The organism is Anaerotignum sp. (genome assembly GCF_051877975.1).
Lineage (GTDB): Bacteria > Bacillota > Clostridia > Lachnospirales > Anaerotignaceae > Anaerotignum_A.
This window is the reverse complement of record NZ_JBJEJK010000028.1, coordinates 18194-37687: the sequence shown is the minus strand read 5'-3', so window position 1 is coordinate 37687 and position 19494 is coordinate 18194. Positions and strand designations below refer to the sequence as shown.

The following is a 19494-nucleotide window of genomic DNA, read 5'->3' as shown; positions in this document are numbered from 1 at the left end:
GCTTTAAGAAACTAGCAGGAAAATATTTAAGATTGCCTTAAGATGTTGTGTTTTCTTTTTTTTAAGAATTTTATCATATTCTTCTGAAAAAAAGTAGGTGCAAGAGAGAAAAAACAAAGTATGACAATCATAAGGGAAAGAAGGTATGGATCGCTGGACAGCTGTTCTGGCAAGGGAAAATCCCGATGGGGCGTGGAATGTAAAAGAATTTAGAATGCCTTAAGGATGCACTGTATTGCCTCTTGTTTTTGGCTAATTTGAACAAAGAGATGGCTTGTACAAGAAATAATACAATGAAAAATATACAAAATTATTGAAAAGAGATGAAAGGTATGTTATGTTTGCTATGAAGTCAGACAAATTGGGGAATTTGACTGATAAAAAGCAGAATGTTCTGCTTAGGGCGATTGTGGGGAAAACGCCGGGGGACGGCGATTCCATAAAAAGACAGGAAAAGGGGTTTTATTTTTATGGGCAGAAACGGGAAGGAGGGAGGAAGAGTGATGTTATATGAACTGTGAAGGCAGTTTTATATATTTAAATGAAAAGATAAACAAATCGAAAGGAGGGAAGTAGATGAAAATAGAAAATAGAAAGGAGGTAAGAAATACCCTGCATAGAAGAACGAAAAGTGTGCGGCTAACACAAAAATCTATCTTTATACAGGGATATATGTATTCTAAAATAGTTTAGCCTATAAGGCAATAGTCATGTAAATAATTATTTGTAATTTGAAAGGATGTATGATTTATGAAAAAAAGAATGCTCATATTTTTGGTTTTAGCAACATTTTTATTTCCTGCTTCAGCATTTGCTTTTGAAGGGAATGAGATTTTAGAAAAAGGAGATATTTTCTTTGAACAAGAGGAGCCTATAACAGTACGTGATGAAGAAACTAATTTATATGCAGAATTTGAAATGATTCAAATTGAAGAAAACCAAGACATTGATGTAGGAATTGAGCCCTATAAAACAATTACAGGATCAAGAGGTATCTCTACAATTAATTACATGAGTTCTGCTTCGATGATTACTTGGTCTGTCAAACCTGATACTGTCTTGCCTTATACTTTCTCTGGTGCAATGAAAATATTTGATGAGGATACAGGAAAAAGAGTAGGATGGGAAGATCTTTATGTTGCGGGTACCGGAAAATTAGCTGATGAAGTTGATCTTTATCAATTTAACTTAAAAAAAGGGCATCTTTATCGAGCAATACTTACAGGCACAGCAGTTGATGGAGCAGAAGAAATATTTTATGTTCCTTCAGGTGCATTTTTAACGTTTGTATATTGATGATGAAAGGAATATTCGATGGTTATTACCAAATAGATATTGTAAGCGAGATTTTTACTGATGAGAATGATGTGATTAGCTATAGGATTACATATAGCGAATTAGATTATCCAGATTTTTATAATTATGTTGCAAATAAAATTTTAACACAAAAAAGTATTTTTTATAAAGATGAGGAAAGAGAGGGATTTTTTTTAATAATTAGTATATCTATAGCAAAAGCGAATAAGCAAAGTGAGCATCTAAATAATAAAGAAATTCCGTTTAGACAAGATCATTATGGTAATATTTTGAATAAAGTACCAGTGAATCAACGAAAAGATTTTCTTATTAGTCAATATTATGGAACAATTAAAATGAAAAGGAAGTAGATATTTAATCATATCGAATTTGTACTTAGTTTCAGGAAGGAATTTCAATTTTGTACAAATCCGAACATCCAGTGTAAAATATGTTATAGACAACAAGAGACAAAGCTATTTTTTAGACTTTGTCTCTTGTTTATGTCTAAAAATTAAAATTTTCCTCCCAAAGCACCACTTCTCCTATTTCCAGAGATTTCTTCACATCAATGGTGCGTTGGTTTTTGCTGCCCTTATACCGCAGTTCCAAGGAGCGTTCCGCCAGAAGGAAAGGCCCGTCCACCAAAACGTCGGTTTCTTTCAGCAGAGCAATTTTTTCGGGGTCATTTTCCTGCCAGAGGGCCTCCCAGGTATAGCCGGTATAGGTCCAGACATTCAGCCCTAATTTGTGGGCGCCCTCTGCCAGCTCCCTACAGGGGACAGGCTGCAGAAAAGGATCGCCGCCGGAAAGGGTGATGCCGTCCAGCAGGGGGTTTTCCGCTGCTGCCGCCAGAATATCCTCCGTATCTCCCCAGGAACCGCCGTTGGGGTCGTGGGTCTGGGGATTATGGCAGCCGGGGCAATGGTGAGGGCAGCCTTGGGTAAATATAGTCAGGCGAATCCCGGGGCCATCCACGATGGAATCCCCGGTCACGCCGCTGAGACTGATACGCATATTACTGTTCCTTTGCTTCTAATTTTACTTCTGTTACGATGGAATGTTTCACTCTGTCCCGCACTTCTGCCCGTTTTGCGTTGTTGAAACGATCCAGTGTACCTACCAGATAACCGGTGATGCGGCGGATGCGCTGGAAGCCAACGTCGCCTTCCGTTTCTTTTCTGCCGCATTTGGGGCAGGTGTCGCCGATGATGCCGTTGAAGCCACAGATAGGGTCACGGTCAACGGGATGGTTGATAGAACCGTAGCCAATGCCCTGAGATTTCATATAGCGGATGACTTTTTCAAAGGCATCCAAGTTGGTGCTGGGGTCACCGTCCAGTTCGATATAGGTGATATGACCCGCATTGGTCAGTTCATGGTAAGGGGCTTCCAGCTGAATCTTTTTATAGGCGCTGATGGGGTAGTATACAGGAATATGGAAGCTGTTGGTATAATATTCTCTGTCGGTAACCCCTTCGATGGAGCCGAAGCGTTCTCTGTCCATGCGGACGAAACGGCCGGAAAGACCTTCTGCAGGCGTTGCCAGCAGGGTGAAGTTCATATGGGTTTTCTGGGACAGGTCGTCCATGCGTTTCCGCATGTGGCTGATGATATCCAGACCCAGATTCTGGGCTACTTCGCTTTCGCCGTGGTGCATGCCGACCAGAGCCTTCAAAGCTTCCGCCAGGCCGATAAAGCCAACGGAGAGGGTGCCGTGTTTCAGCACTTCCCGCACTTCATCATCATAATTCAGCTTTTCACTGTCGATCCAAACGCCTTCGCCCATCAGGAAAGGATAATTGTGGACTTTTTTCTTTGCCTGAATTTCGAAGCGTTCCAACAGCTGCTCTACGACCAAATCGATCTTTCTGTCCAGTTCGGTAAAGAACCAGTCAATATTTTTATTTGCCAAAATGGCGATACGGGGCAGGTTGATGCTGGTGAAGCTCAGATTGCCTCTGCCCAAGGTGATTTCCCGTTCAGGGTCGTGTACATTCCCAATGACACGGGTACGGCAGCCCATGTAGGCAATCTCTGTTTCAGGGTGGCCTTCTTTATAGTATTTCAGGTTGAAGGGAGCATCCTGGAAAGAGAAGTTGGGGAACAATCTCTTGGCGCTGACACGGCAGGCCAGCTTGAACAGGTCATAGTTGGGTTCACCGGGGTTGAAGTTGATACCATCTTTTACACGGAAGATTTGGATGGGGAAGATGGCTGTTTCGCCATTGCCCAGACCGGCTTCTGTTACCAGCAGCATATTTTTCATGACCATGCGGCCTTCAGTGGAAGTATCCATCCCGTAATTGATAGAGGAGAAAGGTGTCTGGGCGCCGGCACGGCTGTGCATGGTATTCAGGTTGTGCAGCAGGGCTTCCATAGCCTGATAAGTTGCTTTGTCCGTTTCTTCTGTTGCTTTCTTTGCGGAGAAGGCCTGGATTTTTTCTAAAGTATCAGCAGGGACACCGGCTTCCAGCAGCAGAGCCTTTTCTGCTTCTAAATAAGCATCATTTTGATCCAGTGTAGGAACCAGATTCTGTTCCGCCAGAACTTTAAAAACTTCTTTTGCTTTTTCTGCATGTTCCACGCTGTCCATGACTTCGATGAGGGAAGCCATGATGGAACGATACCGTTTTTTGTATGTTTTTGCTACACCGGGAGCCAGACCGTAATCAAAATTGGCAATGGACTGACCGCCGTGCTGGTCATTCTGGTTGGACTGGATGGCAATGCAGGCCAAAGAGGCATAGCTGGCGATATCGTTGGGTTCCCGCAGAACGCCATGACCTGTGGAAAAGCCGTCTTTGAACAGCTTCAGCAGGTCAATCTGACAGCAGGTGGTGGTCAGAGTATAGAAATCCAGATCGTGGATATGGATATCGCCGTTTCTGTGGGCTTCAGAATGGGCAGGGTTCAGCACATAGCTTTCGTAAAAATGCTTTGCGCCTTCGGAGCCGTATTTCAGCATGGAACCCATAGCAGTGTTGCCGTCGATGTTGGCATTTTCCCGTTTGATATCACTGTCTGTAGCGTCTTTGTAGGTGATATCCTGGAAAGTTTTCATCAGGCGGTCGTTCATATTCCGCACCCTGGTGCGTTCTGCCCGATACAGGATATAGGCCTTTGCTGTGCGCACATAGCCGTGGTCGATGAGAACCCGTTCTACGCTGTCCTGAATCTGTTCGACGGTAGGAGAGGTAATGCCTTCCGCTTCAAATTTATTGGAAACCTCCTGAGCCAGATTCAGGCAGATGGCATACTCTTTTTTGCCTACGGTCGCTTCGAAGGCCTTTTCCATGGCACTGGCAATCTTGTTGATATCAAAATGAACGGTACGTCCGTCTCTTTTGGTGATAGTTGTGATCATTTTCCTTCCCTCTTTCCTTGTTTTCCCTTGCAATGTCCCGATCTTTCGCAGATTTTTGTTTGAAATAAAAAACACAATATCTAGTTTTCTGTTAAAATAATGAACATATATATTGTATTTCATATTCAGGACAGCGTCAAGGGGAACAGGGCAAAAAGATGAATTTTATCAGAATGACCAAATATTGCGCAGGGACAGCCTTTTTTCGCATAAAATAGAAAAAGATTTACCGAAAAAGGAGAGAAAAATATGAAATGGGAGAGATTTTCCTGCCTGCAGGAAAAAGAGGTCATCAATATTTGTGATGGAAAACGGCTGGGGTGCGTCTGCGATCTGGAACTGGATATTGTGACGGGAAAAATCTGTACCCTTGTCATTCCGGAGGATGGGGGAAAGTGGAATTTTTTTGGAAAGGAACGGGCATTTTTTGTCCCGTGGCGCTGTATCCGCCGCATCGGGGACGATATCATACTGGTGGAAGTGGATGGGGATGATATCCTTCGCAGCGATGAGGATTAAATACCAGATATAGTGGCTGAGGTGTTGACCTGGCGGCGTTTCTCCTTTATACTGGAAATAACATAACTATGTAAACTTGAGGGAGGAATCCGCCTTGAAATGTCCTTTTTGCAATCATAATGATACAAAAGTCATCGATTCCCGGGGACAGGATGATAATTCTGTTATCCGCCGCCGCCGTGTCTGCGAAAACTGCGGCAAGCGCTTCACAACCTATGAACGGATCGATATGATCCCCATTACTGTCATCAAAAGCGATGGCACCAGAGAAATCTTCGATAAAAGCAAGATTATGAATGGTGTCATGAAATCCTGCAACAAACGCCCCGTAACGGCTCAGCAGATTCAGGATCTGGCGGATGATATCGAAAATACCCTGATGGGCAGCGGCGAAAGGGAAGTGGAGAGCAAGCAGATCGGCAATATGGTCATGGACAGACTGAAAGACCTGGATGAGGTTGCCTATGTGCGCTTTGCTTCTGTCTATCGTCAGTTTAAAGATATCAATACCTTTATTGATGAGCTGGAAAAGCTGCTGAGTGAAAAGAAACAGGGGTGATCCTATGGCGGAACAAAAAACAAAAGCACTCTTTACCTGCACCGAAGCCGGCTATGACGCGGCAATCGGCATTATGGATTTATACCGCAAAAGCGGCATGCAGGCATTTTTCTACGGCATTGCGGAGGAAAAGGATTTGATTTCCCTGGGGGAAACCAATGGGATGACCCATGTGCTGCATTTTTTGGATGGGGAAAACCTGAAATTGGTGAGCATCAGCGATGAAATGGGCGGCTTTACGGTGGATATCACCGTGAACGACCTGATATTGCCGAAGTAAAAAGATTTTTTTGAGACAGGCAAGAAACAACAAAATACCTCATAGGATAGGATTGTAACAAAAAACTCTCTTATCTTAAGGAGGTATTTTATTATGTGTGGATTTGGTTGTGGTAACGAAAGTAGCATCATTTGGATCATCATCCTGCTGTGCCTGTGCGGCAACAATGACGGCTGCGACAACAACTGGTGGGGCGATGGCAACTGCTCCTGGATCTGGATCCTGATCCTGCTGTTCTGCTGCTGCGGCAACAACAACAATCGGATTGGCAACAACTGCGGTTCTTGCTAATGAGTAAGGAGGGCTCCCGTATTTTGCGGGAGCCTGTCTTATTTTGCGGAAAGAAATTCGGAATGGGGGCACCTCTTCTTTTAAAATGAAGGAGAGGTGATTTTTTATGTTAGAAAGAAGAAAAAAAGAAGCACGGGTACGCTGCTGGATCGAGGCGGAGCGGGAACGGCTTTCCGGGCGGGCTTATGCCTATAAAGATGTTTTTTTATCCTCCTTTTACGCCCAATGCGCGGAAAGCACTGCCGCCGATGCCCATGAGATTTTCCTGGAGACGCCCCTGTCCTTCAATTATTTTCGGGAAAACCTGGATAGGCTGGATGAAAAAGGGGTCTGCCGTTTTTTCAAGCTGGCGGCGATCCATCATACCATTCGCATTACCCGCCGCAGAAAAAAAGAACTGGATTGGATGCAGATGAAAGCAGCGCTGACAGAAATTTATGAGCTGGAAGAAATGGAACAAAAGCTGGCAGAGCTGCTGCATCAATGTGCAAATTTGTATCAGAGCGGCTTTCAGGAACTGTTTCATAAGACTACGGCAAGGTATCTCTTCGGCGATCGGGCCTTGTCCGGTTTTTCTTTCGCATTTATCGGGAATTTCTGGTATAATTCCTATAGTAGTTTTATGGGCTCCTTTACAGGCTATGTGCCTTTTCATATCCGGTTGAAGCGGGCCCAGTAAAGCGGCTGCAAAATTCCGGCTGCAAGGAGGAACAGGCATGGCAAATAAATGGACAGACCAACAGAGACAGGCCATCGAGGCAAGGGGCAGCGATCTGCTGATTGCCGCGGCGGCGGGCAGCGGCAAAACGGCGGTGCTGGTGGAACGGATCATCACCCGTATCCTTGAAGAAGAACAGGAGATCGATCGCCTGCTGGTGGTGACTTTCACCAAGGCGGCAGCTTCGGAAATGCGTCAGCGCATCGGCGCGGCTATTGCCAAAAAGCTGGAAACAGATCCCAATAACCTTCATCTGCAAAAGCAGATGGCTTTTTTGCCGCGGGCAGATATCAAGACCATTCATGCCTTTTGCTTGCAGGTCATCAAGGAATATTATCATATTTTGGAAATTGACCCTGCCGTTCGCACGGCAGACCCTGCGGAAATCAAGCTGCTGCAGAAGGAAGTGCTGGAAGAGCTGTTTGAAAATTTATATGCCGAGGAACAGAATCAGTGGTTCTTTGACCTTTTGGAAACCTTTGCCGGCTCTACCAAGGATACCCCCTTGCGGGAACTGGTTTTGGATACCTATACCTTTGCCCAGGGCAGCCCCCATCCTGAAGCCCTTTTGGAGGAAATGACGGAAAGCTTCTACTTAGAAGAAGGAAAGACTGTGGACGATTGCGTCTGGTTCCCTATGATTCGGCAGGGGATGGAAACTTCTCTGGAATATGCTGTTTATCAGCTGCAAAAGGCGTATTTTATGGCAGATGAAGGGGAATTTGGCGGATATAACAAGCTGCTGAAAAATGAAGTGGCCATGCTGAAAAATTTACAGGAGGCCTTGCAGAAACCTTATGCCGAGTGGCGGCTGTTCTATCTGGCTGTGGATTTTGCCCGTCTGCCTGCTTATCGGGGGGAAGAAAAGGAACGGGCAGAGCGCATCAAAGCCCTGCGGAATGAGGCCAAGGATACCGTCAAAAAACTGGGGGAGGTCTATTTTGCCTATAGCCCGGAGCATCAGGCGGAGCTGGTGCAAAAGCTGTACCCCATCGCAAAAGGTCTTTTCCATTTGACAAAGCTGTTTATGGATGCCTTTGGGGCAGCAAAACGGGAAAAGAATATCATCGATTTCAACGATTACGAGCATTTTGCCCTGAAAGTCCTGCTGAATGCAGACGGCACGCCGACTGAGGCGGCGGCAGAACTGCGCCAGCGGTATGATGAAATCATGATCGACGAATATCAGGACAGCAATATCGTGCAGGAACTGGTGCTGGCGGCGGTTTCCGGAGAATCCATCGGGCAGAACAACCGATTCATGGTTGGGGATGTGAAGCAGAGCATCTATCGCTTCCGTCAGGCTATGCCGGAGCTGTTCAATGCCAAATATCAGCGGTATCCTGCCACCACCGGCTGGAAGGAACGGAAAATCATCCTTTCTAAAAACTTCCGCAGCAGAAAAAATATACTGGATGGGGTGAATTTCATCTTCCGCCAGATCATGCAGCGGGATTTGGGGGATATCGATTATGATGCCGAAGCGGCTCTCTATGAGGGTGCGCCTTTTCCGCCCTGTGAAGGCCCCCACGGCGGCGCCAATGAAATCCTGCTGATAGAAACGGCGGAGCAGGCTGATTCCGAATTGCCGGAAGAATTGCAGGAGTTGGACAGACGACAGGTGGAAGCCACTGCCATTGCTGCCCGTATTCGGGAATTGATGGACAGCGGCTATCAGGTTTTGGATAAAAAAACGGGAGAATATCGCCTGCTGCGCTATGGGGATATTGCCATTTTGCTCAGAACCATGAAAAACTGGGGCAGTGTGCTGGAGGATGTATTTGGCAGGGAAGGGATGCCCTATTATGCGGAGACGGCCGAGGGCTATTTCGATATGCCGGAGGTGGAGACTATCCTCCATCTTCTGCGGCTGATCGATAACCCCCGACAGGATATCCCCCTTCTTTCCATCCTCCATTCTCCCATTTATGGGCTCAGTGCCGATGAATTGATGCAGGTGCGCTTGGGGGGCGGCAAGGGTTCCTATTATGATTGCATGCACCTCTATCTGCAGGAGGGGGAGAACGAGGAACTGCGAGGCAAACTCGCTGCTTTTTTCGGCGACTTGGAAAGCTGGCGCAGACAGGTGAGAGATTTGTCTCTCCATGAACTTTTGCGCCTGCTCTACAGAGAGACCGGCTATTATGACTATTTAGGCATGACGGCGGGGGGAGCCCTGCGGCAGGCCAATCTGCAGCTGCTTTTGGAAAAAGCGGAGCAGTATGAAAAGGGCAGCCATAAGGGGTTATTCTATTTCATCCGCTATGTGGAGGATATGAAAACGGTAGAGGCGGAAACGACCGCCGCAAAGCTGCCCGCGGAGGCTGAAGAACGCATTCATGTGATGACCATTCATAAGAGCAAGGGGCTGGAATTCCCTGTAGTCTTTGTTTCCGATATGGGCAAGAATTTCAATGAAATGGATTCCCGCAGTGTTGTCATCTTCCACCAGAAATGGGGCTGCGGCATGGATTATACAGATGTTGAAAAACGGGTGGTCTACCGCACCCTGGCGAAACGGGCGTTGGCGGAGGCTATCAAAGAGGAAAACCTGGCGGAGGAAATCCGTGTGCTGTATGTTGCCCTGACCCGTGCCAAGGAAAAGCTCATTCTGACGGGAACAGTGAAGGATTTTGTAAAGGCCTTCTTGAAATGGTATGATATTGCCGATTGCCGGACGGAACCCCTTCCTGTTTCCCGCCTGCGCAGGGCTCGCAGCTATTTGGATTGGGTGATGCCCGCAATCCTGCGGCACCCTGCCGGGGCGGAGACAGCAGAGGAACTTCTGGCAGAAGATACATTTGGGGAAACAGACCCTCTCCTTTTCACAGAGGAAGTTTCTCTTTGGAAGGTGCAGCTGCGGAATCGGGAAGAAACCTTGCAAGGCGTTTCTCAGGAGCAAAAGCGGGCAGAGGAACAGAAAAATTTCTTTGCCGGCTGGGAAAGCCCCAGGGAAATGACAGAGCAGCAGAAAACTGTTTTCCGCATCCTCAGCTGGCAGTACCCCTATGGAAAGGAGACAAAACTGCCGGCAAAGCTTTCTATTTCGGAAATCAAGCGAAAATATCAGGAGGAAATGACGGGGGAAGTGGCGGCATCCACGCCCAAGGAAATCAGATTGCCCAATTGGGAGGAAAAGACGGCAGTCCGCGGCGCTCAGTTGGGTACGGCTATGCATACCTTTTTGGAAGAAGCCGACTTAAGGCAGGAATACGATTGGGAAAAAATTGAGGCATTGGCGGCGGAACTGGTGCAGAAGGGCAGGCTGACGGCGGAAGAGGCAGGAGCATTGCGGAAAAAGGAACTGCTGCGGTTCTTCCATTCCCCGTTGGCGCAGCGGCTGCGAAAAGCAGATCAGATAGAAACAGAACGAACCTTCTCCCTTTTGATGCAGCCTAAAGAACTGTTCTTTGGGGAGGAATATCAGAATGTGACAGATCAGATTTTGGTCAATGGGATCATTGACTGCTATTTCATCGAAAATAACGAAATTGTTCTGCTTGACTATAAGAGCGACAGAGTCTATGATGAAGAGGAGTTGAAGGGACGATACCATATCCAGTTGGAATTGTATCGCACTGCACTGGAGCGGGCTTTGGGGCTGCCGGTGAAGGAGACATATCTTTATTCCTTTGCCATGGGCAGGGCGATTTTGTTGAAGTAAGAGGTGGAAAAGATGTCATATATTTTGGTCTTGATCGCGGGAATCAGCTGGGGGCTCATCGGTGTCTTTACAAAGGCGATCAATACCTTGGGTTTTACAGAAATGCAGATGCTGTTCGTGAAAGGCGCATTGGCCACAGCATTGCTGTTTCTCATTACATTTTTGAAAGACAGAAACCAGCTGAAGTTGAAAAATTGGAAGCATATCCGCTATTTCGTCGGCACAGGCATTTGCAGTTTCACCTTTTTCAGTTGGGCTTATATGAAAGCCATCAATCTGACCAGCCTGGGGGTTGCGGCGGTGCTGCTGTATACGGCGCCCACCTTCGTGATGCTGTTTTCGATTTTGCTGTTCCATGAAAAAATGACGAAGATCAAAGGTGTTGTGCTGGGGATGACCTTCCTTGGCTGCGTGCTGGTGACGGGGCTATTGGAGGGCAGCGCTGCCTTTACCTGGCAGGGCATCCTCATTGGGCTGGGCTCCGGCATCGGCTATGCTCTGTACAGTGTTTTTGGTACCTATGCCATCAAGGAGGGCTATGGTTCTTTGTGCATCTCTTTTTATACCTTCCTGCTGGCAACGGTATTTATGCTTTTCTGCGTAGAGCCTGTGACAGTTGTGCGGCAGATTACAGCCATGGGGCAGTGGCCTTTGGCCATTTCCTTTGCCCTGCTGACGACGGTAGTGCCTTATCTTTGCTATACAAAAGGGCTCAGAGGGCTGCCTGCCAGTCAGGCATCCGTTACAGCCACCATTGAGCCGGTGGTGGCGGCGGTTTTGGGTATCGTTGTGTTCCATGAAAGCGCATCTTTTCTGAAAATTGCCGGTATCGTACTGGTACTTTCTTCCGTGGTGCTGATGAACCGGCAGGGAAGCAGAAAATGAATCCATGAAAAAAAGAAGCCTGCTCCGCAAATGTGGATGGGGCTTCTGGTTTTTTAGGCGATTTTAAAATAGAGAAAATATTTTTTGCTACAACGTAAAAAAGTGGGCCATTGGAATGGCTCACTTTTTCGTTTAAGTAAGAATTATTCAGCTTTGATAGCACCTGTAGGGCAGTTACCTTCACAAGCGCCACAGTCGATGCATTCTGCAGCTTTGATTTCGTAAACGCCGCCTGCTTCAACGATGCAACCTGTAGGGCAGCCGCCTGCGCAAGCGCCACAACCGATGCATTCGGGACCGATTTTATGAGCCATTGGAAACACCTCCTTCTTCTTTCTACATGCCTATTTTATATCAGAACCATGTATTTTGCAAGGTGTAATTCTTATTTTTATGAGAAAAAAACATCAAAAAGAGTAAAATCCTGTTTTTTTATGTAAAAGGTGTATTTTTCTCAAATCACATTAATTTATCATTTTCCCGTTCCTGTCTTTGGTATTCTTCCTTATATTCCTGATATTCTGCCGTGGAAACGCGGATTTCATCATATTCTGCCTGGGTGATGGGGCGAACGATGCGGGCGGGAATGCCGTAGGCCATGTGGCCCTTGGGAATCCGCATGCCTCTTTTGACCACCGCCCCTGCCCCAATGAAGCAGTTTTCTTCGATGACGGCCCCTTCCTGTATGATGGCGCCCATGCCGATGAGAACATTATCCTCGATGGTGCAGCCATGGATGATAGCATTATGCCCGATGGTCACGCCGGAGCCAACATGGATATCAAACCCGCATTCTACGTGGAAGGTAGTGTTTTCCTGCAGGTTGGTTCGATCGCCGATGGTGATTTTGCCATAGCCCGCCCGCACCACTGTGCCGGGATAGATGATGACATCTTCACCCAATTCCACGCTGCCGATGATTTCTGCTGTGGGAAAAATAAAGCAGCTTTCAGGCACTTTTGGAATGAGGTTTTTATATTTGCGGATCATGGGAATACTCCTTTCTGAAAAAGAATCTCATTTATACTGCAATTTTGCTGGAATTTCTTCTATGCCTATCATATCCGGAAAGATGATTCTTGACAAGAGGGAAGAGTTTATATACAATTCTATTTGCAACTTATTTGCAAATGCTTTGCATTTGCGTTTGGAGGAACTATGAAAAAGAAACTGATCTCTTTGTTGCTGCTGTCCCTGCTGCTGACGGCCTGCAGCGCAAAAAAGGATATAACTGAAGATAGCGATAAGCTGACGGTCGTTACCAGCTTTTACCCCGTTTATCTGCTGACGCAGGCGGCGGTGAAAGGAACGGAAGGGGTGGAGCTGAAAAATATGGCCCAGCCCCAGACTGGCTGCCTCCATGATTATGAACTGACCATTTCCGATATGAAGCTCTTGGAGGGGGCAGATGTCCTTATCATCAACGGCGGCGGCATGGAAAGCTTTTTGGAGCAGGCCATGGAGCGCTATCCTGATCTGCAGGTGGTGGATACTTCCCAGGGAATCGAATTGCTGGAAGAAGAGGAACACCATCATCATGAGGAGGAGGCGGAAGAAGCCCATGCGGGTCACGACCATGACCATGAAGGCAATCCCCATATTTGGCTTTCCCCTGCCAGGGCGGCAGAACAAGTAGAGAATATTTCTGCGGCTTTAGGGGAACTGGATGCGGCAGAAAAAGAGATTTTTGAAAAGAATGCGGCGGATTTCCGTGCGGAAGCAGAAGCGTTGCTGGAACAGGCGGCGGAAATCGGCATTCCCGAAGGGGAGCATGCGGCGGTGTTCCACGAGGGCTTTGCCTATTTTGCGGAGTTGTTCCATTTGGAAACGGTATGCGGCATTTTTGCCGATGAATATCAAATGCCCTCTGCTAAAGAATTGACGGAAGCGGCGGAGGAAGCCAAAGAACACGGGATTCGTTTTTTCCTGACTGCCGATGATACCGGTAAGATTTATGCGGAAACCGTAGCAGGGGAAGTGGACGAGCAGATTGTTCTTCTTGATCCGCTGACGACGGCGGAAAAAGAAAATCTTTCTTATATGGAAAGAATGCAAAAAAATATTGAAACCGTAGAAAAACATTGGAAGGAGGTCACAAAATGAGCAACGGCATCCACAATAGCTGCGGGCTTTGCAGCATTGAAATGAAAGATATCACTGTCATCAGCGGCGAGGATACCCTGTTGGAAAATGTCAACCTAACCTTCCACTGTGGGGAATTGACCGCCCTCATTGGTAAAAACGGCGCAGGCAAGACCACATTACTGCGTACCCTTTTGGGAGAACGCAATTATAAAGGAAGTATTTCCTTTACAGACCATCACGGCACAGTGCTTCCCGTGCCTCGCATCGGCTATGTGCCCCAGCATCTGGATTTTGATAAGAGTATGCCCGTTTCCGTATCAGATTTTATTGCAGCGGCAAAGGGGGGCAGGGCTGTTTGGTTTGGCAAGAATAAAAAAATGAAAGAACAGATCCAAAAAATGCTGGAAGAAATGGAATGCGGCTATCTGGCAGACCGCAGGCTGGGGGCTCTCAGCGGCGGCGAGCTGCAGCGGGTGCTGCTTGCCTTGGCAACAGACCCTATTCCGGATCTGCTGGTTCTGGATGAGCCTGTTTCCGGCGTGGATATGGCGGGGCTGGATCTGTTTTATAAAAGAGTGACCGAATTGCGGGATCAACAGCACATGGCGGTGCTTTTGGTTTCCCATGACTTGGGGCTGATTCGGCAGTATGCGGATAAGGTCGTTCTGTTGGATAAGACCGTAGTGGCGGAAGGGGAGGCCGACGAGGTTTTTGCAACGGAAGCCTTTCGGGAAGCCTTTGGCTTCAACAGCGGGGAGGTGACAGCATGGAAATGATTTATCATTTTTTGGATCTGCTGCCCTTCTCCATGTTTCAGTATGATTTTATGAAGAATGCCTTTCTGGCAGCAATCCTGATTGCCCCTTTGTTTGCCCTGCTGGGCACCATGGCAGTCAATAACAAAATGGCCTTTTTTTCCGATGCTTTGGGGCATAGCGCCTTTACGGGCATTGGGCTTGGTGTGCTGCTGGGTATGGATGACCCTCTTTTGGCGATGCTGGCCTTTGGTATTTTCCTTGGCTTGGTCATCACAAAGGTGAAATCCGCCAATATGGTTTCTTCCGATACAGTCATCAGCGTGTTTTCTTCGGCAGCGCTGGCTTTGGGCATTGTCATTCTTTCTGCCAGCGGCGGCTTTGCCAAATATTCTTCCTATCTGATTGGGGATATCCTAACTGTGGGGCAAGGCGATCTGAAGGTAATCGCCGTTGTTCTTATCCTTGCCTATATTTTGTGGGCGCTGCTGTATAATCAGCTGCTGCTTTTGAGCGTGAATCGTTCCTTGGCGGCCAGCCGCGGGGTCAAAGTCATGCTGGTGGAAAATATTTTTGTGATGATGGTGGCGGTAGCTGTCATGGTTTCTATTCGTTGGGTGGGGATTCTGATGATCAATTCCCTGTTGATTTTGCCTGCAGCGGCGGCAAGAAATATCACCGGCAGCACAAAGAGCTATCACTGGACGGCAACGGTATTCGGCCTGGTGTCTTCCTTGGTGGGCCTGGGGATTTCCTATACCTTTGGTACTTCTGCCGGGGCGACCATGGTATTGACAGCGGCGGTTCTGTTCTTCCTGACCTATTTCATCGGCAAAAGACGTAAATAAAGTTGCCTTTTGCCGAAGGTTGTGCTATTCTGAACAACAGAAGAAATTTTGAGGAGGATACGGAAATGCATGTAACATATAATACAAAAGGCATTTGTGCCGTTCGTGTGGAATTTGATGTAGAGGATGGCGTAGTGAAGAACATCAGCTTCCTGGGTGGCTGCGATGGCAACCATAAGGGCATCGCCGCCCTGGCGGAGGGAATGGCCCCCGAAGAAGCGGCAAAAAGACTGAAGGGCATTACTTGCGGCAGAAGAAACACCAGCTGCCCCGATCAGTTGGCTGTTGCTTTGGAAGAATTTTTAAAGAATCAGTGAAAAAACGGCCTGTTTTGAACGGAAAAACTGGGAAAAAGCCTGAAAACTGCGGATTTCCAAAGATTTTTTGTTGACAGCAGGGGGGACTTGTGTTATTCTTTATGAGAAGACGCAGGTCTTTTTTTTGTGTGCGAAAAGTTTTTCCTACACAAAAACGCTCCCGAGGAGCGGGATTTTTAAAGAAAAAACACATCATCAGAGACGGAGGTGAACATCTTGAGAACAAGAATTACCTTGGCTTGCACAGAGTGCAAACAGAGAAACTACAGCACGACTAAGGACAAAAAAGTTATGCCTGACAGAATGGAAATCAAAAAGTATTGTAAGTTCTGCAAAGCTCACACACTGCATAAAGAAACAAAATAATCATGTGTGCGAGACATTCCGTAGTTAAGGAGTGAACGTATTGGAAGAAAAAAACATCACAAACCCAACGAACGAAGTGAAGCAAACGAAGCCAGCGCAGGCAGCAACAAAAAAGAAAAACAATGACAAAGATACTTTTGCCGATTATAAGGCAGAGTTCAAAAAGATCGTGTGGCCTACACGCCCTGAAGTCGTGAAGCGCACAGCGACGGTTATTGTTACATCCTTCATCATCGGCGCAATTATTTTCTGCATGGATACGGTGTTTACTGCCGGTTACAGCGCGATCATCGGTCTTTTAGGTTAATAAGCGGAAACGAATAGAAAAAGGATGGTTTAGAATGTCTGAAGAAATCAATAAAGCTGAGGAAACAAAAGCAGTGCCTACAGAAGCCAGATGGTACGTTGTGCATACCTACAGCGGCTATGAAAACAAGGTGAAGGCCAACATCGAAAAAACGGTGGAAAACAGAGGAATGCAGGATCAGATCTTTGAAGTGAGCGTTCCCCTGCAGGACGTTGTGGAAATGAAGGACGGCCAGAAGAAAACAGTGCAGCGCAAAGTGTTTCCCGGTTATGTACTGCTGAATATGATCATGAATGACGAGACATGGTATGTCGTTCGAAACACAAGAGGCGTAACAAGCTTCGTTGGTCCGGGCTCCAAACCCGTTCCCCTGACAGACGCAGAAGTGCGTTCCATGGGCATCGGCGGCGAGGTGGAAAATCTGGATGTAGAAGTTGGCGACAGTGTTCGCGTTGCTACAGGTCCTTTTGCGGATTCCGTTGGACAGATCAAAGAGATCAACGCCAACAAGAAGACGCTGGTCGTAAGTCTTTCCATCTTTGGCAGAGAGACACCGGTAGAGCTTGATTTCGCTCAGATCGATAAGCTTTGATCATAAGCTTCAAAATTTAGTCAATTGTTTGTCAAACGGCAGAAAATTCTGCCGAGTGGGAGGGAAAATCCCCGCTAATTACCACATTTATAGGAGGTGCCATCATGGCAAAGAAAGTAACAGGTTATATTAAATTACAGATCCCCGCAGCGAAGGCAACACCCGCTCCTCCTGTTGGTCCCGCACTGGGTCAGCATGGTGTGAACATCATGGGTTTCTGCAAAGAATTCAATGAAAAAACAGCATCTCAGGCTGGTCTGATCATCCCTGTAGTTATCACAGTTTACCAGGACAGAAGCTATTCTTTCGTTACAAAAACACCCCCCGCAGCAGTTCTGCTGAAAAAAGCAGCCGGCATCGAATCCGCTTCCGGCACACCTAATAAAACAAAGGTTGCAAAACTGCCCAAGGCTGAAGTAATGAAAATTGCTGAAATGAAAATGCCCGACCTGAACGCAGCAAGCGTTGAAGCAGCTTACAGCATGATCTGTGGCACAGCAAGAAGCATGGGTATCGTTGTTGAAGAATAAGCCGGAATTTCATTCAGAAAAGAATTTCAAATAATTACGGCGCATAAAGTGGGAGGGAATTCTCCCGATACTACCACATAAGGAGGTCACGAAAGTGAAAAGAGGTAAAAAATATAGCGAGGCAGCTAAACTCGTAGATAGCGCAATGCTGTATGATACAGCAGATGCAATCGATCTGGTACAGAAAACATCTACTACAAAATTTGACGCTACAGTAGAAGCACATATTCGTTTGGGTGTTGACAGCAGACATGCTGATCAGCAGGTTCGTGGTGCCGTTGTTCTTCCCCACGGTACAGGTAAAACAGTTCGTGTATTGGTATTCGCAAAAGGCGATAAGGCTGAAGAAGCACTTGCAGCTGGCGCGGATTTCGTAGGCGCAGAAGATCTGATTCCTAAGATTCAGAATGAAAACTGGTTCGGTTTCGACGTTGCAGTAGCAACACCCGATATGATGGGCGTTGTTGGTCGTCTGGGTCGTGTACTGGGTCCTAAAGGCCTGATGCCCAACCCCAAAGCTGGCACAGTAACAATGGATGTTACAAAAGCCATCAACGACATCAAAGCTGGTAAGATCGAATACCGTCTGGATAAAACAAACATCATTCATGTGCCTGTAGGCAAGGTATCTTTCGGTTCCGAAAAACTGGCAGAAAACTTCCAGACTCTGATGAGTGCAGTAATAAAAGCAAGACCCCAGGCTGCAAAAGGTCAGTACCTGAAGAGCGTTGTGCTGACAACAACAATGGGCCCTGGTATTAAAGTAAACCCTGCAAAAATTTCCGAATAATCTTTGGAAAATCCTTGACAGGAGCTTGTTTATGGAGTAAAATAAACGAGTTAGATGAAAAAATCGAATACTGCCGTAGACAGCAGGTGTGGTTCGCCGCGTAAATCCTGCCGAGGAAAATTGCTATGAGCTTTTGAGCCTCTTTGTCTATGTGCAAAGAGGCTTTTTCAATGACATGAAACAAAAGTAGGATTCCAAGGAGGTGTAAGGAAACAATGGCAAAAATCGAACAGAAACAGGTAGTCGTAAACGAAATCAAAGAAAAGCTGGAAAAAGCAACATCCGTAGTAATGGTTGATGCTAGAGGCTTGACTGTAGAACAGGACACTGCACTGAGAAAACAGCTCAGAGAAGCAGGTGTTGACTATAAAGTTTACAAAAATACAATGGTGCACTTCGCAATCCAGGGCACACAGTTTGAAGGCCTGGATGAATATCTGGCAGGCCCCAGCGCATTCGCATTCTCTTATGAAGATGCAACAGCTGGCGCAAGCATCCTGAACAAAGTAGCAAAGGATGTAAAAGAACTGGAATTCAAAGCAGGTGTAGTAGAAGGCGTTGTATACGATGCAGCTGGCATGAAGCTGATCGCTGATATCCCTTCCAGAGACGTTCTGTTGTCCAAACTGCTGGGCAGCTTCAAGAGCCCCTTGTCCTCTTTCGCACGTGTTATCGATCAGATCGCAAAGAAAGACGGCGAAGCAGCAGCAGAATAATTTGTATAAAAGCCCCGGCGTGCGGTCATGGGCGATGCGAGCTTGCTCGCAGGAGTGCATGAACATAGGACGGGCAAGCCGACATGAGCAAAGAAGCTATGCGTAGCAGAGCGGTTTGCGAATGCGGATGGCGATTGTGAGAGTGCGCAGCACGGAACAATCGATTTTTATGAACGAAAATTAACTGATTGAAACGAAAACCAAATATTATCGGAGGTGCTTTACAATGGCAAAACTGACAATCGAAGAAATTATCGCAGCAGTAAAAGAACTGACAGTACTGGAACTGAATGATCTGGTAAAAGCAGCAGAAGAAGAATTCGGCGTATCCGCAGCAGCAGGCGTAGCAGTAGTAGCTGGCCCCGCAGCAGGCGCAGCAGCTGAAGAAAAAACAGAATTCGACGTTGAACTGACAGAAGTTGGTTCCGAAAAGATCAAAGTTATCAAAGTTGTTCGTGAAGTAACAGGTCTGGGCCTGAAAGAAGCAAAAGAAGCTGTAGACGGCGCACCTAAGGTTCTGAAAGAACAGGCTTCCAAAGAAGATGCTGAAGCAATCAAAGCAAAACTGGAAGAAGTTGGCGCTAAAGTAACACTGAAGTAATTCAGCCC

Annotated in this window: 24 protein-coding genes and 1 other annotated feature; of the genes, 20 read left to right on the top strand and 4 right to left on the bottom strand. The window is 46.8% G+C overall.

Annotated elements, in window-relative coordinates:
• Positions 1-750: 750 nt before the first annotated feature.
• Together ACI39P_RS05225 and ACI39P_RS05220 are read left to right on the top strand one after the other, a co-directional pair.
• Positions 751-1296, top strand: coding sequence for a hypothetical protein (locus tag ACI39P_RS05225; protein ID WP_439719626.1), 546 nt, complete (start codon positions 751-753; stop codon positions 1294-1296).
• Positions 1296-1667: a hypothetical protein gene (locus tag ACI39P_RS05220; protein ID WP_439719625.1), complete on the top strand. Its 372-nt coding sequence runs from the start codon at positions 1296-1298 to the stop codon at positions 1665-1667. Before ACI39P_RS05225 ends, ACI39P_RS05220 begins: the two co-directional genes overlap by 1 nt.
• 136 nt (positions 1668-1803) lie before the next feature.
• Here ACI39P_RS05220 and nrdG read toward each other — a convergent pair whose 3' ends face one another.
• Positions 1804-2313, bottom strand: a complete 510-nt coding sequence (gene nrdG / locus ACI39P_RS05215; RefSeq protein WP_439719624.1) for an anaerobic ribonucleoside-triphosphate reductase activating protein — start codon at positions 2311-2313, stop codon at positions 1804-1806.
• A 1-nt stretch (position 2314) separates the two neighbouring features.
• Positions 2315-4663, bottom strand: a complete 2349-nt coding sequence (locus ACI39P_RS05210) for an anaerobic ribonucleoside triphosphate reductase (protein ID WP_439719623.1) — start codon at positions 4661-4663, stop codon at positions 2315-2317.
• A 249-nt stretch (positions 4664-4912) separates the two neighbouring features.
• Here ACI39P_RS05210 and ACI39P_RS05205 point away from each other — a divergent pair, with 249 nt between their 5' ends.
• From ACI39P_RS05205 to ACI39P_RS05175, 7 genes are all read left to right on the top strand, one after another.
• On the top strand, positions 4913-5182 hold the full coding sequence (locus ACI39P_RS05205; protein WP_439719622.1) for a YlmC/YmxH family sporulation protein: 270 nt from the start codon (positions 4913-4915) through the stop codon (positions 5180-5182).
• A gap of 94 nt (positions 5183-5276) precedes the next feature.
• A complete protein-coding gene (gene nrdR / locus ACI39P_RS05200) occupies positions 5277-5741 on the top strand; it encodes a transcriptional regulator NrdR (RefSeq protein ID WP_439719621.1) in 465 nt (154 codons plus the stop codon).
• Between the two features lie 4 nt (positions 5742-5745).
• Positions 5746-6021, top strand: coding sequence for a hypothetical protein (locus ACI39P_RS05195; RefSeq protein ID WP_439719620.1), 276 nt, complete (start codon positions 5746-5748; stop codon positions 6019-6021).
• A 93-nt stretch (positions 6022-6114) separates the two neighbouring features.
• A complete protein-coding gene (locus tag ACI39P_RS05190; protein ID WP_439719619.1) occupies positions 6115-6312 on the top strand; it encodes a chorion class high-cysteine HCB protein 13 in 198 nt (65 codons plus the stop codon).
• Positions 6313-6418: 106 nt separating this feature from the next.
• Positions 6419-6991, top strand: a complete 573-nt coding sequence (locus ACI39P_RS05185; protein ID WP_439719618.1) for a hypothetical protein — start codon at positions 6419-6421, stop codon at positions 6989-6991.
• A 37-nt stretch (positions 6992-7028) separates the two neighbouring features.
• Positions 7029-10694: a helicase-exonuclease AddAB subunit AddA gene (addA, locus tag ACI39P_RS05180; protein ID WP_439719617.1), complete on the top strand. Its 3666-nt coding sequence runs from the start codon at positions 7029-7031 to the stop codon at positions 10692-10694.
• 12 nt (positions 10695-10706) lie between these two features.
• On the top strand, positions 10707-11579 hold the full coding sequence (locus ACI39P_RS05175) for an EamA family transporter (RefSeq protein WP_439719616.1): 873 nt from the start codon (positions 10707-10709) through the stop codon (positions 11577-11579).
• Positions 11580-11722: 143 nt separating this feature from the next.
• Here ACI39P_RS05175 and ACI39P_RS05170 read toward each other — a convergent pair whose 3' ends face one another.
• Entirely contained in the window at positions 11723-11893 is a 171-nt protein-coding gene (locus ACI39P_RS05170; RefSeq protein WP_439719615.1) for a DUF362 domain-containing protein, read from the bottom strand.
• A gap of 145 nt (positions 11894-12038) precedes the next feature.
• Complete coding sequence (locus ACI39P_RS05165; RefSeq protein ID WP_439719614.1) at positions 12039-12569, bottom strand: DapH/DapD/GlmU-related protein; 531 nt, start codon at positions 12567-12569, stop codon at positions 12039-12041.
• A gap of 168 nt (positions 12570-12737) precedes the next feature.
• Between ACI39P_RS05165 and ACI39P_RS05160 the strand changes: the two genes are divergently transcribed.
• The 11 genes from ACI39P_RS05160 (at position 12738) to rplL (ending at position 19486) form a co-directional block, all read left to right on the top strand.
• Positions 12738-13682 (top strand): metal ABC transporter solute-binding protein, Zn/Mn family, encoded by a 945-nt coding sequence (locus ACI39P_RS05160; protein ID WP_439719613.1) that lies wholly within the window; start codon positions 12738-12740, stop codon positions 13680-13682.
• Positions 13679-14440, top strand: coding sequence for an ATP-binding cassette domain-containing protein (locus ACI39P_RS05155; protein WP_439719612.1), 762 nt, complete (start codon positions 13679-13681; stop codon positions 14438-14440). Before ACI39P_RS05160 ends, ACI39P_RS05155 begins: the two co-directional genes overlap by 4 nt.
• The gene (locus ACI39P_RS05150; RefSeq protein ID WP_439719611.1) at positions 14431-15267 is read left to right on the top strand and encodes a metal ABC transporter permease; all 837 of its coding nucleotides are present in this window, start codon (positions 14431-14433) and stop codon (positions 15265-15267) included. The genes ACI39P_RS05155 and ACI39P_RS05150 overlap by 10 nt, the downstream gene beginning before the upstream one ends.
• A gap of 65 nt (positions 15268-15332) precedes the next feature.
• A complete protein-coding gene (locus ACI39P_RS05145) occupies positions 15333-15584 on the top strand; it encodes a TIGR03905 family TSCPD domain-containing protein (protein ID WP_439719610.1) in 252 nt (83 codons plus the stop codon).
• Positions 15585-15800: 216 nt separating this feature from the next.
• Positions 15801-15950 (top strand): 50S ribosomal protein L33, encoded by a 150-nt coding sequence (rpmG, locus tag ACI39P_RS05140; protein ID WP_205133052.1) that lies wholly within the window; start codon positions 15801-15803, stop codon positions 15948-15950.
• A 40-nt stretch (positions 15951-15990) separates the two neighbouring features.
• Positions 15991-16257, top strand: coding sequence for a preprotein translocase subunit SecE (gene secE, locus ACI39P_RS05135; protein ID WP_439715156.1), 267 nt, complete (start codon positions 15991-15993; stop codon positions 16255-16257).
• A 34-nt stretch (positions 16258-16291) separates the two neighbouring features.
• Positions 16292-16849, top strand: a complete 558-nt coding sequence (nusG, locus tag ACI39P_RS05130) for a transcription termination/antitermination protein NusG (protein ID WP_439719609.1) — start codon at positions 16292-16294, stop codon at positions 16847-16849.
• A 104-nt stretch (positions 16850-16953) separates the two neighbouring features.
• On the top strand, positions 16954-17379 hold the full coding sequence (rplK, locus tag ACI39P_RS05125; protein WP_320790929.1) for a 50S ribosomal protein L11: 426 nt from the start codon (positions 16954-16956) through the stop codon (positions 17377-17379).
• 94 nt (positions 17380-17473) lie between these two features.
• Positions 17474-18169, top strand: coding sequence for a 50S ribosomal protein L1 (gene rplA, locus ACI39P_RS05120; protein ID WP_439719608.1), 696 nt, complete (start codon positions 17474-17476; stop codon positions 18167-18169).
• Positions 18170-18224: 55 nt separating this feature from the next.
• Positions 18225-18347: a sequence feature (ribosomal protein L10 leader region), on the top strand.
• A 37-nt stretch (positions 18348-18384) separates the two neighbouring features.
• The gene (gene rplJ, locus ACI39P_RS05115; RefSeq protein ID WP_439719607.1) at positions 18385-18885 is read left to right on the top strand and encodes a 50S ribosomal protein L10; all 501 of its coding nucleotides are present in this window, start codon (positions 18385-18387) and stop codon (positions 18883-18885) included.
• A 235-nt stretch (positions 18886-19120) separates the two neighbouring features.
• Positions 19121-19486, top strand: a complete 366-nt coding sequence (gene rplL, locus ACI39P_RS05110) for a 50S ribosomal protein L7/L12 (protein WP_320790989.1) — start codon at positions 19121-19123, stop codon at positions 19484-19486.
• The last annotated feature ends 8 nt before the right edge of the window (positions 19487-19494 follow it).

Excerpts from the sequence above, each read along its gene's own strand:
- ACI39P_RS05225 (WP_439719626.1), top strand. The coding sequence starts at position 751 with ATGAAAAAAAGAATGCTCATATTTTTGGTTTTAGCAACATTTTTATTT.
- ACI39P_RS05220 (WP_439719625.1), top strand. The coding sequence starts at position 1,296 with ATGATGAAAGGAATATTCGATGGTTATTACCAAATAGATATTGTAAGC.
- nrdG (WP_439719624.1), bottom strand. The coding sequence starts at position 2,313 with ATGCGTATCAGTCTCAGCGGCGTGACCGGGGATTCCATCGTGGATGGC.
- ACI39P_RS05210 (WP_439719623.1), bottom strand. The coding sequence starts at position 4,663 with ATGATCACAACTATCACCAAAAGAGACGGACGTACCGTTCATTTTGAT.
- ACI39P_RS05205 (WP_439719622.1), top strand. The coding sequence starts at position 4,913 with ATGAAATGGGAGAGATTTTCCTGCCTGCAGGAAAAAGAGGTCATCAAT.
- ACI39P_RS05195 (WP_439719620.1), top strand. The coding sequence starts at position 5,746 with ATGGCGGAACAAAAAACAAAAGCACTCTTTACCTGCACCGAAGCCGGC.
- ACI39P_RS05190 (WP_439719619.1), top strand. The coding sequence starts at position 6,115 with ATGTGTGGATTTGGTTGTGGTAACGAAAGTAGCATCATTTGGATCATC.
- ACI39P_RS05185 (WP_439719618.1), top strand. The coding sequence starts at position 6,419 with ATGTTAGAAAGAAGAAAAAAAGAAGCACGGGTACGCTGCTGGATCGAG.
- addA (WP_439719617.1), top strand. The coding sequence starts at position 7,029 with ATGGCAAATAAATGGACAGACCAACAGAGACAGGCCATCGAGGCAAGG.
- ACI39P_RS05175 (WP_439719616.1), top strand. The coding sequence starts at position 10,707 with ATGTCATATATTTTGGTCTTGATCGCGGGAATCAGCTGGGGGCTCATC.
- ACI39P_RS05170 (WP_439719615.1), bottom strand. The coding sequence starts at position 11,893 with ATGGCTCATAAAATCGGTCCCGAATGCATCGGTTGTGGCGCTTGCGCA.
- ACI39P_RS05165 (WP_439719614.1), bottom strand. The coding sequence starts at position 12,569 with ATGATCCGCAAATATAAAAACCTCATTCCAAAAGTGCCTGAAAGCTGC.
- ACI39P_RS05160 (WP_439719613.1), top strand. The coding sequence starts at position 12,738 with ATGAAAAAGAAACTGATCTCTTTGTTGCTGCTGTCCCTGCTGCTGACG.
- ACI39P_RS05155 (WP_439719612.1), top strand. The coding sequence starts at position 13,679 with ATGAGCAACGGCATCCACAATAGCTGCGGGCTTTGCAGCATTGAAATG.
- ACI39P_RS05150 (WP_439719611.1), top strand. The coding sequence starts at position 14,431 with ATGGAAATGATTTATCATTTTTTGGATCTGCTGCCCTTCTCCATGTTT.
- ACI39P_RS05145 (WP_439719610.1), top strand. The coding sequence starts at position 15,333 with ATGCATGTAACATATAATACAAAAGGCATTTGTGCCGTTCGTGTGGAA.
- nusG (WP_439719609.1), top strand. The coding sequence starts at position 16,292 with ATGTCTGAAGAAATCAATAAAGCTGAGGAAACAAAAGCAGTGCCTACA.
- rplK (WP_320790929.1), top strand. The coding sequence starts at position 16,954 with ATGGCAAAGAAAGTAACAGGTTATATTAAATTACAGATCCCCGCAGCG.
- rplJ (WP_439719607.1), top strand. The coding sequence starts at position 18,385 with ATGGCAAAAATCGAACAGAAACAGGTAGTCGTAAACGAAATCAAAGAA.